Annotated in this window: 9 protein-coding genes and 1 pseudogene; 8 read left to right on the forward strand and 2 right to left on the reverse strand. The window is 73.0% G+C overall.

All coding sequences use genetic code 11. The annotated features are described in order from the left end of the window. Positions 1–278: 278 nt before the first annotated feature. Together KBX63_RS13370 and ilvA are read left to right on the forward strand one after the other, a co-directional pair. Positions 279–901 (forward strand): annotated as a pseudogene (locus KBX63_RS13370) (DUF4328 domain-containing protein). Beyond that, entirely contained in the window at positions 898–2,118 is a 1,221-nt protein-coding gene (gene ilvA, locus KBX63_RS13375; RefSeq protein WP_210911334.1) for a threonine ammonia-lyase, read from the forward strand. The pseudogene KBX63_RS13370 and the gene ilvA overlap by 4 nt, the downstream one beginning before the upstream one ends. 61 nt (positions 2,119–2,179) lie before the next feature. Here ilvA and greA read toward each other — a convergent pair whose 3' ends face one another. Both greA and KBX63_RS13385 read right to left on the reverse strand, forming a co-directional pair. Further along, positions 2,180–2,677, reverse strand: a complete 498-nt coding sequence (greA, locus tag KBX63_RS13380; RefSeq protein WP_210911335.1) for a transcription elongation factor GreA — start codon at positions 2,675–2,677, stop codon at positions 2,180–2,182. 168 nt (positions 2,678–2,845) lie between these two features. Continuing rightward, positions 2,846–3,286 carry a DUF4307 domain-containing protein gene (locus KBX63_RS13385; protein WP_210911336.1) on the reverse strand — a complete coding sequence of 147 codons (441 nt, stop codon included), beginning with the start codon at positions 3,284–3,286 and terminating at the stop codon, positions 2,846–2,848. A gap of 201 nt (positions 3,287–3,487) precedes the next feature. Here KBX63_RS13385 and mca point away from each other — a divergent pair, with 201 nt between their 5' ends. The 6 genes from mca to purE all read left to right on the forward strand — a co-directional run bounded on the left by mca (position 3,488) and on the right by purE (position 11,507). Next, positions 3,488–4,369, forward strand: a complete 882-nt coding sequence (mca, locus tag KBX63_RS13390) for a mycothiol conjugate amidase Mca (protein ID WP_210911337.1) — start codon at positions 3,488–3,490, stop codon at positions 4,367–4,369. A gap of 48 nt (positions 4,370–4,417) precedes the next feature. After that, complete coding sequence (locus KBX63_RS13395; protein WP_210911338.1) at positions 4,418–4,711, forward strand: hypothetical protein; 294 nt, start codon at positions 4,418–4,420, stop codon at positions 4,709–4,711. Between the two features lie 182 nt (positions 4,712–4,893). Next, positions 4,894–7,425, forward strand: coding sequence for a bifunctional diguanylate cyclase/phosphodiesterase (locus KBX63_RS13400; protein ID WP_210911339.1), 2,532 nt, complete (start codon positions 4,894–4,896; stop codon positions 7,423–7,425). Positions 7,426–7,595: 170 nt separating this feature from the next. Then, positions 7,596–9,632 (forward strand): thioredoxin domain-containing protein, encoded by a 2,037-nt coding sequence (locus tag KBX63_RS13405; protein ID WP_210911340.1) that lies wholly within the window; start codon positions 7,596–7,598, stop codon positions 9,630–9,632. A 154-nt stretch (positions 9,633–9,786) separates the two neighbouring features. Next, a complete protein-coding gene (locus tag KBX63_RS13410; RefSeq protein ID WP_210911341.1) occupies positions 9,787–10,962 on the forward strand; it encodes a 5-(carboxyamino)imidazole ribonucleotide synthase in 1,176 nt (391 codons plus the stop codon). Positions 10,963–11,015: 53 nt separating this feature from the next. Continuing rightward, positions 11,016–11,507, forward strand: a complete 492-nt coding sequence (gene purE, locus KBX63_RS13415) for a 5-(carboxyamino)imidazole ribonucleotide mutase (RefSeq protein ID WP_210911502.1) — start codon at positions 11,016–11,018, stop codon at positions 11,505–11,507. The last annotated feature ends 156 nt before the right edge of the window (positions 11,508–11,663 follow it).

An 11,663-nucleotide genomic window follows, 5' to 3' on the forward strand; every position in this document is an offset into this window, starting at 1 on the left:
GCCAGACCTGCGGGGACGCCACTTCCCCCGAGCACCACGAATGCCAGCGCTGCTACACGCCGATCGGCCAGCCCGCCGTCACTCCGGGGCTGCCGACCTACTCGGTACGTGGCATCGGCCTGGCTGCCCGCATCGCGGTCGGCGCGACCGCTGTGCTGTACCTCGTAGCGGCACTCGCTCCGCTGGTGGGGATGGCGATGGCCCGGCAGGCCAGGGCCGAGGGCAACGCGGACCTGCTGCTCGGCGCGGCGATCGTCGGAGGGCTGCTGTCGCTGCCCATGTTGGCCGCGTACCTCACCGCCGCCGTGCTGGTCATCATCTGGACGTGGCGGGCGCGGAAGAACATCGAGGCGTTCCCGGGTGCGCTGCCGTCGCTCGCGGCCGGCTGGGCGATCGCCGGTTGGCTGGTGCCGTTCGCGAACTTCGTGATGCCGGCCCGGGTGGTGGCCAACGTGGCCCGCGACAGCCTCTGGCGGCGGTTCACCCCGAGCCTGTGTACGTCTGGTGGGCCGCCTGGCTGGTGTTCCTCCTCGGCGAGCGGCTGGTCAGTCGCGCCGACGGCGAGGCGTACGACAGGCTGCCGGAGGCCCCCTTCACCGATGCCGGCTACCAGGCGTACGTCGACCACTACCGGGACTCCGTGCTCCGCAACACGCTGCCCGCCGTGGCCTGCGTGGTCGCCGCCGTGGCGCTGATCGTGCTGGTCCGCCGGATCTCCACCATGCAGGAGGCGCGCATCGCCCGGGCCATGCCGGTCTGGCCGGTCGCCGCCCCGGGCTGGCCGGTGCTCCCGGTCCTCGGCGTGCCGGCGCCGGGTGAACCCGTGCCGACCGGGTTGCCTCCGGCGTCCGCGGTGTCGCCGCAGGGGGCGCCGGGGGCGGGTGGCACGATCGGGGCATGACGGAACTGGTCGGTCTCGACGACGTGCGGGCCGCGCGCGAACTGCTCGCCGGCGTCACCCGGACCACGCCGCTGGAGCCCTCCCGGCCGCTGAGCGCGGCGCTGGGCGGGCCGACGTGGCTGAAGTGCGAGAACGTGCAGCGGGCCGGCTCGTACAAGGTGCGCGGTGCGTACGTGCGGATCTCGCGGCTGTCGGCGGCGGAGCGGGAACGCGGCGTGGTCGCGGCGAGCGCGGGCAACCATGCGCAGGGCGTGGCGCTGGCCGCCGGTCTGGTCGGCACGCACGCCACGGTCTTCATGCCGGTCAACGCGCCGTTGCCGAAGGTGGCCGCCACCAAGGGGTACGGCGCGCAGGTCGAGTTGGCCGGCAACACGGTCGACGAGGCGCTGGTCGCCGCGCACACGTACGCCGAGCGCACCGGCGCGGTGCTGATCCACCCGTTCGACCACCCGGATGTGATCGCCGGCCAGGGCACGGTGGCGCTGGAGATCCTCGAACAGTGCCCGGACGTGCGTACCATCATCACCGGGGTGGGTGGCGGCGGTCTGATCTCGGGCATGGCGGTGGCCGCCAAGGCGCTGCGGCCCGACGTCCGCATCATCGGTGTGCAGGCGGCCGGCGCGGCGGCCTTCCCGCCCTCACTGGTGGCTGGGGAACCGGTCCGGTTGCCCGCCTTCTCCACCATCGCGGACGGCATCGCGGTCGGCCGGCCGGGGGAGATCACCTTCAGTCACGTCCGCAAGCTGGTCGACGAGATCGTCACGGTCTCGGAGGAGGACATCTCCCGGGCGCTGCTGATGCTGTTGGAGCGGGGCAAGCAGGTGGTCGAGCCGGCCGGCGCGGTCGGCGTCGCCGCGTTGCTGGCCGGTGTGGTGCAGGTGGAGGCCCCGGTGGTCGCGGTGCTCTCCGGCGGCAACATCGACCCGCTGCTGATGCTGCGGGTGATCGAGCATGGTCTGGCCGCCGCGGGTCGCTACCTGAGGGTGACGGTGCGCTGCTCGGACCGGCCCGGGCAACTGGCCTCGCTGCTCACCCAGATCGCCGAGCATCGGGCCAACGTGGTGGACGTGGAGCACCAGCGGGCCAACCCGCACCTCGGCCTCGGCGAGGTGGAGGTGGCGCTGTCGGTGGAGACACGGGGGGTGGAGCACTCGGACACGCTGATCAGCGCACTGCGGGCCAGCGGTTACCAGGTGGTCTTCGCCGGCGAGGCGTGACACCCGCAGGTGCCACGCCTCGCCGGCGGTGCGCCGCAGCGTGTGGTGGGGCCGGTGGCGATCAGCCGGAGAACGGGTCGAAGCTGACCACGGTCACCTTGATGTCGGCACCGCTCGGCGCCGTGTAGGTGCAGGTCTGCCCGGGCCGACCGCCCAGGATCGCCTTGCCGAGCGCCGACTCGGGGCTGTAGACGGTCAGGTCGGTGGTGGCCGCGATCTCCCGGGAGCCGAGCAGGAAGGTCTCGGTGTCCTCGGTGTCGTCGTCGAAGTAGATCGTCACCACCATGCCGGGCGACACCGCGTCCGTCGTCGGCGCCTCGCCGACCTTGGCGGTGCGCAGCAGCTCCTGCAGGTAGCGGATCCGGCCCTCGGCCTTGCCCTGCTCCTCGCGGGCGGCGTGGTAGCCGCCGTTCTCCCGCAGGTCGCCCTCCTCGCGCCGGGCGTTGATCTCCGCGGCGATCGCCGGGCGGTTGGCGATGTGCTCGTCGAGCTCGGCCTGGAGGCGGTCGTACGCGTCCTGGGACAGCCAGGTGGCGGGCGCCTCGTTGCCAGTGGACACAGGCGGTCTCCTCAGTTGTGCGTGGCTGGCTGACAGGTGAACTACCAAGTTACCAGTGCGGTACGACACAGGGTGTCGGTGATCACCGCTGGTGTCCGCCTCCAACACCGGGGGTACGGGTCCGCACCGGCCCCTCCCGACCGCCTGCCGCGGCGCTGTCGTGGCAGCTCAGGCCGGGGCTCGGCAGCGCAGCACCTCGCCGATGAACGGCCGGCCGGTGGTGGCCAGGCGGTGCCGGGCGGTCACGTGCCGGTTGCCCGGCTCGGCGGTCACCGTGACCTCCTCGCGGGCCACCTCGGCGCCAGCGCGGTCCCGGGCACGCAGGACGCAGACCGTCGATCCACCCGGTGGCACGGTCACCCGGAAGTCGACCAGCACCTGGTTGTCCGTGATGTCGGTATAGGTGATCACTTGGGCGTCGTAGACGGGGTCGCCGTACTGCCGGTAGAGCCGGACCGAGATCAGGCTCAGCGCCCCCACCAGCACCACCAGCGCCAGCGCGGTCAGCAGCGTGCGGCGGCGCCCGCCGCCGGTCGCCCGACGGCGGCCGTAGCGGCCGGCCGGAAAAACCGGCGCGCCCGGTGGAATTGTGGCGTGCGTCTCGGTCACCGGCGGGTATCTCCTGGCGTTGTTGTCGGCGGCATCAGCAAGAATGACAGAGTCCATCCTCCCAGCCCGGCTCAGCGGCGGGAATGGCAGGTCGGGCACCCCTGGTGCCGATCGGCGACCGGGTGCGGAGGAGGATCCCGGCAGGTCAGCCGGTCGAGCCCGGTCGGGTCCACCGGCCGGCACAGACGAGGAGTGCCGAAGTTGGCAGAACAACTGCGTCTCATGGCCGTCCACGCGCACCCGGACGACGAATCGAGCAAGGGTGCGGCGACCATGGCCAAGTACGTCGCCGAGGGCGTGGATGTCCTGGTCGTGACGTGCACCGGCGGGGAGCGCGGCAGCGTGCTCAACCCCAAGCTCGACCGCCCCGACGTGTGGGCCAACATCGGCGAGATCCGCCGCGCCGAGATGGACGCCGCCCGGGCGATCCTCGGCGTCGAGCAGGCCTGGCTCGGCTTCGTCGACTCCGGGCTGCCCGAGGGTGACCCGCTGCCGCCGCTGCCCGGGGGCTGCTTCGCCCTCCAGGACGTCGAGGTGGCCGCCGGCCCGCTGGTGCGGCTGATGCGCGAGTTCCGTCCGCACGTGGTCACCACGTACGACGAAGAGGGCGGCTACCCGCACCCCGACCACATCATGTGCCACAAGGTGAGCGTGGCCGCCTTCGAGGCGGCCGGCGACCCGGAGCGCTACCCGGAGCTGGGCGCCCCGTGGCAGCCACTGAAGCTCTACTACGACATCGGCTTCTCCAAGGCCAAGATCATGGCCTTGCACGAGGGCATGCTCGCCGCCGGCCTGGAGTCGCCCTACGACGAGTGGCTCAAGCGCTGGGAGGATCGGCCGGACAAGGGCCCCCGGATCACGACCCGGGTGGACTGCGCCGAATACTTCCCGGTCCGTGACGACGCGCTGCGCGCCCACGCCACCCAGGTCGACCCGGACGGCTTCTGGTTCCACGTGCCGATGGAACTCCAGCGGCGCGCCTGGCCGACGGAGGACTACGAGCTCGCCCGTTCGGTGGTGGACAGCCCGATGCCCGAGTCCGATCTCTTCGCCGGGGTGCGGGAGACGGCGCACGCGCGCTGATTCCGCACGGGGCTACCCTGGTAACCAACCGCACATCGGAGGAACGCCATGCTGACCGCTGCCCAGGTGCTCGCGGCGAACAACTTCGGGGACACCCGCACGGGTGGCCTGGCCGGTCCGATGGGCCTGTTCCTCATCCTGCTGCTGGCCACCGCGACCATCCTGCTGATCCGCAACATGAACGCCCGGCTGCGCCGGCTGCCCGACCGGTTTCCGCAGCAGACGCCGCCGACCGACCCGCCCAGGGCCGAAGCGGCAGTCGCCGATCCGACAGACGGGACCGGAGCGCGTGATTCCTCCACGCCCGCTCCCAACGGGCACCAGCAGCACCGGAACGGGTAGTCCACGCATGATTCACGCCGAACCGGGTGGTCGCCCCCTGTTGCGACCACCCGGTTTGGCTTAGCCTTCCGCCGGGGGGACCAAAAGTCCCCGAGCCGTGCGCGGAAGGGGGCGCCGATGACCGTCACAGCACCGGCCGCCCGCCGTATCGTCGTTGGTCGCTCGGCTGACGGGGGAGGTCGATGACCTCCGGCCCGGCCGGCGACCCGTTCGACCGGCTCGGGGTGCGCGGCACGCCTGCCCGGCTGCTCGTGCTCACCGCCGCCGTGACGCTGACCGCCCTGGTCGCCGCCGCGGTCGGGTTGACCCTCCCGCACCGGCTGCCGGCCGACGATCCGCTCGGCGGACCGGCCCGCTTCGGCATCGCCGTGGCCGTCTTCGCCGTCGCCCAGTTCGCACGGCTGCGGTTCCGCTCCGCCGCCGGCATGGTCAGCATCACCTGGGGCGAGGCGGCGCTGATCGTCTGCCTCTATCTGGCGCCGGCCGGCTGGCTACCGTCGGCCACGCTGCTCGGCGCCGGGCTGGCCTGGGCGGTGCTCTCGCTGCACAACGACCGTCGACCGGTGCTGGAGATCGTCCGGATCGCCGCGTCGCTGGCCGCCGCGTCGGCGCTGGCCGTGTCCGTGGCCACCGCGCTGGGCCACCCGCTGCTCGCCGCGCCCACCCCGAGGCTGGCGCTGGCCGTGATCGCGGGCTCGGTGACGTACCTCCTGGTGACCGCGTGGCTCGGTGGGGTGACGCTGGGCCTGCGGCACGGGCTGCCGATCGGGCCGCCGCTGCTCGCCGCGCTGCGCGGCAAGCTGCTGATGTTCGTCGGCAATGTGGCGGTCGGCCTGGTGGTGGTCGCGCTGCTGGAGCTCGACCCGCGCTGGTTGCTGCTGCTCCCGCCGCTGCTCTGGCTGCTCCAGCAGACCTACCGCTACCGGCTGCGCGCCGACCAGGAACGCCGGACGTGGCGGGCCTTCGCCGAGGCCACCGCGGCTCTCAACCAGCTCGACGAGCGGGGCGTGGCCAGCGCGGCGGTGACCGGCGCGCTGGCGCTGTTCAACGCCGAGCTGGTCGATGTGGACGTGGCCCGGGCCGACGGCCGGTGGCGCCGCTACCGGGGCGACGCCGGCGGCCAGTTGGTCGACCGGGAGGTGGGCCCGCCGGACCGGTCGGAACCCGACGAGGACGAGCTGATCCGTCCGCTGTCGGTGGGTGCCGCGCCGGTCGGTCGGCTGCGGGTCCGGTTCCCCCGGTCCGCTCCGCCCACCGCCCGGGAACACGACGCGGTGGCCGCGTTCGGCGACGCGCTCGCCGCCGCGTTGCACGACGCCGCGACCCACCGCGAGCTGCGGCTGGTCACGGCCCGGTCGTCGTACGAGGCGGTGCACGACCCGCTCACCGGGCTGGCCAACCGGCCCGCCATGCTCGGCAAGGGCGATCAGGCGCTGCGGCAGCTCGCGCACGACCACCCGGTGGCGCTGCTGCTGCTGGACATCAACCAGTTCAAGGAAGTCAACGACACGCTGGGGCACGCCGCGGGTGACCAGCTGCTGCGGCTGACCGCGAACCGGCTCAGCGCGCTGGCCCGCTCCGGTGACCTGCTCGGCCGGCTCGGTGGCGACGAGTTCGCTCTGCTGCTCACCTCGGTGCCGGTGGTCGGCGACCGGGCCGCCCCGATGGCGCACGCGATGCGCCAGGCCCGGGAGATCGCCGAACGGCTGGCCGCGCCGACCGAGGTGGCCGGGGTGCGGATGTCGATCGAGGTCTCCGTCGGGGTGGTCGTGGCCGACGCGGGCACCGCCGACCTGACGGAGCTCCTGCGCCGGGCCGACATCGCGATGTACCAGGCCAAGGAGGGCGGCGGCAGTGTCGCCGCGTACGACAGCGCCCGCGACGCGGCCAGCACCGACCAACTGGCCCTGCTCGCCGAGCTGCGCGAGGCGCTGAAGGTCGACGACCAGCTGGTGCTGGCATTGCAGCCGGCGGTCGACCTGGCCACCGGCGCGCCCACCGGTGTGGAGGCGCTGATCCGGTGGCGGCATCCCCGGCGCGGCTGGCTGGGCCCGGCCGACTTCATCCGCCCGGTGGAAAACAGCGAGCAGCTCGGCACCTTCACCCGGTACGTGCTGGACAAGGCGCTCGGCGTGGCCGCCGGCTGGGCCCAGGAGGGGCTCGACGTCCCGATCTCGGTGAACCTGTCCGCGCGTAGCCTGCTCGACCCCCGGCTGCCGACGGAGATCGCCGACGCGCTGCGGCGGCACCAGGTGCCACCGCGCCGGCTGGTCCTGGAGATCACCGAGACGGTGGTGATGAGCGAGCTGGAGGTCATCGACGAGGTGCTGGCCACGCTCCGGTCGATGGGTGTGCAGCTCGCGGTGGACGACTTCGGCACCGGCTTCTCCTCGCTGACCTTCCTCACCCGCATTGCGGTGGACGAGTTGAAGGTGGACCGCTCCTTCGTGATCCGGATGGCGGACTCGCCGGAGGCGGCGGCGATCGTGCGGACCACCGTGGGCCTCGCCCACGAGCTGGGGCTGCGGGTGGTGGCCGAGGGGGTGGAGACCGCCGAGCAGCGGATGGCGCTCGCCGAGCTGGGGTGCACCTCCGCGCAGGGCTACCACTTCTTCAAGCCGATGCCGGCCGACAAGATCAGTGCCGTGCTCGGGTCGCTGCGCGACTCGGCGGAGTCGAACGTCTTCCGCCTCCGCGCCGACGGCGCCTCCTGACCGCCGGGGCCACCTCCGCTGATCTGTTTCGGACGGGGCAGCCAATCGTCCGTCGACGCCCTAGAGTCGATTGAGCTGTGTGGATGTCGTGCCCGGGTCCCGCGGCCCGGGGCGGGTGCTCGGCGGGTGACCGCCCGGCGTGACCGGCCGGGGCTGGTTATGGTCGTCGGGTGAACCGACTAGCCACTGCCACCAGTCCGTACCTGCTCCAGCACGCCGACAACCCGGTCGACTGGTGGCCCTGGTGCGACGAGGCGTTCGCCGAGGCGAAGCGGCGGAACGTGCCGGTGCTCATCTCGGTGGGATACGCCGCCTGCCACTGGTGCCACGTGATGGCACACGAGTCGTTCGAGAACGAGCAGGTCGGCGCCCTGATGAACGACGACTTCGTGTCGATCAAGGTGGACCGTGAGGAACGCCCGGACGTGGACGCGGTCTACATGACCGCCACCCAGGCGATGACCGGTCACGGCGGCTGGCCGATGACCGTCTTCGCCACCCCGGACGGCACCCCGTTCTTCTGCGGCACCTACTTTCCGCGGGCGAACTTCGTCCGATTGCTCCAGTCGGTCGCCACCGCGTGGCGGGACCAGCGCGAGGAGGTGCTGCGCCAGGGCGCCGCGGTGGTCGAGGCGATCGGTGGCGCCCAGGCCGTGGGCGGCCCCACCGCGCCGCTGGACGCCCCGCTGCTCGACGCCGCAGCCGCGAACCTGGCCGGCGGGTACGACGCGACCAACGGCGGCTTCGGTGGCGCCCCGAAGTTCCCGCCGCACATGAACCTGCTCTTCCTGCTGCGCCACCACCAGCGAACGGGCGACCCGCGCAGCCTGGAGATCGTCCGGCACACCGCCGAGGCGATGGCCCGGGGCGGCATCTACGACCAGCTCGCCGGAGGCTTCGCCCGGTACTCGGTGGACGCGCACTGGACGGTGCCGCACTTCGAGAAGATGCTCTACGACAACGCGCTGCTGCTCCGGGTCTACACCCAGCTCTGGCGGCTGACCGGGGACCCGCTGGCGCGCCGGGTCGCCCGGGACACCGCCCGCTTCCTCGCCGACGAACTGCACCGGCCGGGGGAGGGCTTCGCGTCCGCGCTGGACGCCGACACCGAGGGCGTCGAAGGGCTCACCTACGCCTGGACGCCGGCCCAACTCGTCGAGGTGCTGGGCGAGGAGGACGGCCGCTGGGCCGCGGACCTGTTCGCCGTGACCGACGAGGGCACGTTCGAACATGGCACGAGCGTGTTGCGGCTCGCCCGGGACGTCGACGATGTCGCACCCGAGATCCGGGCTCGCTGGCAGCAGGTGGTGGGGCGGCTGCTCACGGCCCGGGACGACCGGCCACAGCCAGCCCGTGACGACAAGGTGGTGGCGGCCTGGAACGGCCTGGCGATCACCGCCATCGTCGAGTTCCAGCAGGTCGTCGCGCTGTACGCGTCGCCCGAGGACGACGACGCGAACCTGATGGAGGGCGTCGTCATCGTCGCCGACGGTGCGATGCGCGACGCGGCCGAGCACCTGGCCACCGTGCACCTGGTCGATGGCCGGTTGCGCCGGGTCTCCCGGGGCGGTGCGGTCGGTGCGCCGGCCGGCGTGCTGGAGGACTACGGCTCCGTGGCCGAGGCGTTCTGCGCGCTGCACCAGCTCACCGGCGAGGGCCGCTGGCTCACTTTGGCCGGCGGGCTGCTGGACACCGCGCTGGAGCACTTCGCCGCGCCCGGTGGCGCCTTCTACGACACCGCCGACGACGCGGAGCGGCTGGTCGCCCGTCCGGCGGACCCGACCGACAACGCGACCCCGTCCGGTCGGTCGGCGCTGGTCGCCGGGCTGGTCGCGTACACGGCGTTGACCGGGGAGACCCGCTACCGGGAGGCCGCCGAGGTGGCACTCGGCACGGTCGCGCCGATCGTCGGGCAGCACGCCCGGTTCACCGGGTACGCGGCCACGGTCGGCGAGGCGCTGCTCTCCGGGCCGTACGAGATCGCCGTGGCGACCGACGACCCGACCGGCGACCCGCTGGTGGCGGCGGCCCACCGGCACGCCCCGCCCGGCGCGGTGGTGGTCGCCGGGCGCCCGGACCAGCCCGGGGTGCCGCTGCTGGCCGACCGGCCGCTGGTCGACGGGCGGTCCGCCGCGTACGTCTGCCGGGGCTTCGTCTGCCAGCGCCCGGTCACGTCGGTCGAGGAGTTGATTGCCGAGCTCAGCTGAGCGTCCCGCCGGCCCGACGGTTGCCCGGCGTAGCGGCCCGCGAGGTGGCCCGCGCCCCGGGCCCGGCACCGGGGGCGGTGCCCGGACGGTTCGACGGCGGGAGCGCCGGCCCTGCGGGTAGCCGCGTCGGCGGCCCGGATAGGCTGGCCGCGCTATGGATTCCCGTACCGGTCTGCCTGTTGTCGGCATGGTGGGCGGCGGCCAGCTGGCCCGGATGACCCACCAGGCCGCGATCGCCCTCGGCCAGTCACTGCGCGTACTCGCGGCCGCCCCCGACGACGGCGCGGCGCTGGTCGCCGCCGACGTCCAGTACGGCGACCACACCGACCTGGCCGCACTGCGCACCTTCGCCAAGGGCTGCGACGTGGTCACCTTCGATCACGAGCATGTGCCCACCGAGCACATCCGCACACTGGCGGCAGAGGGCGTGACCCTGTACCCGCCAGCGGACGCGCTGCTGTACGCCCAGGACAAGCAGGTCATGCGGGAGCGTCTGGCCGAGCTGGGCGCACCCAATCCGGCGTGGCGACCGGTCGCCGAGCCCGCCGACCTGGTCGGATTCGGTGAGCAGGTCGGCTGGCCGGTGGTGCTCAAGGCGGCCCGCGGTGGCTACGACGGCCGGGGGGTCTGGCTGGTCGACGACGCCGCCCAGGCCATCGAGCTGGCACGGACGCTGCTCGCCGGCGGCACCCGGCTGATCGTCGAGGAGCGGGTGCCGCTGCTGCGGGAGCTCGCCGTGCAGGTGGCCCGCTCGCCGTTCGGCCAGGTGGCCGCGTACCCCGTCGTCGAGACCGTGCAGCGGGACGGCATCAATGTGGAGGTGCTGGCGCCGGCGCCCGGCCTGGACGAGGAACTGGCGGTCACCGCCCAGCAGCTCGCCATCGACCTGGCCACCGCCCTCGGCGTGGTCGGCCTGCTCGCGGTGGAACTCTTCGAGGTGCGCGACGCGACCGGCCGACCGGCGATCGTGGTCAACGAGCTGGCGATGCGTCCGCACAACTCTGGGCACTGGACCATCGAGGGGGCCCGGACCTCCCAGTTCGAGCAGCACCTGCGGGCGGTGCTCGACTACCCGATGGGTGACACCGCGCTGGCCGCGCCGGTTGTGGTGATGGCGAACGTGCTCGGCGGCGAGCCGGGCGGGATGTCGATCGACGAGCGGCTGCACCACCTCTTCGCGGCCGAGCCGGGCGCCAAGGTGCACCTCTACGGCAAGCAGGTGCGGCCCGGCCGCAAGGTCGGGCACGTCACGGTGCTCGGTGACGACCTGGACGACGTACGGGCGCGTGCCGCGCGGGCCGTGCGCTGGCTGCGCGAGGGGCAGGAGTGAGCGCGAAGCGCGAGCCCGCGAGCCCCGCGGTCGCGAACGGAGGGGACACCGGAGTGACCAAGGTCGGGTTGATCATGGGCAGTGACTCGGACTGGCCGACCATGCGGGCCGCAGCCGAGGTGCTGGACGACTTCGGGGTGCCGTACGAGGTCCGGGTGATCTCGGCGCACCGGACCCCGGTCGCGATGATCGAGTACGGTCGTGACGCCGCCGACCGTGGCCTGAAGGTCATCATCGCCGGTGCCGGTGGGGCCGCGGCGCTGCCCGGCATGGTGGCCTCGGTGACCCCGCTACCGGTGATCGGCGTGCCGGTGCCGCTGAAGCACCTCGACGGCATGGACTCGCTGCTGTCCATCGTGCAGATGCCGGCCGGGATTCCGGTGGCCACCGTCTCGATCGGCAACGCCCGCAACGCCGGCCTGCTCGCCGTGCGGATTCTCGGCGCGGCTGACGAGCACCTGCGCGCCAAGATGACGACCTACCAGCAGGACCTGGAGAACCTGGTAGCCGCCAAGGAAGCCGCCCTCCGGGCCACCCTCAGCTAACCCGCCGCAGGTCCTGGCCGTCGGGGTGGGGGTGCCTGGGTCTGCGCACTTTCAGGGAAAGTGCGGCCTCGGAAGTGTTCGAGGCAGCTTCTTCCCTGTTGTTGTGCGGATCTTGGGTGCCGGCCGCAAGCGGCGCACGCAGCCCGGCGCCTCCCA

Source organism: Micromonospora sp. U21 (assembly GCF_018070045.1).
Taxonomy (GTDB): domain Bacteria; phylum Actinomycetota; class Actinomycetes; order Mycobacteriales; family Micromonosporaceae; genus Micromonospora.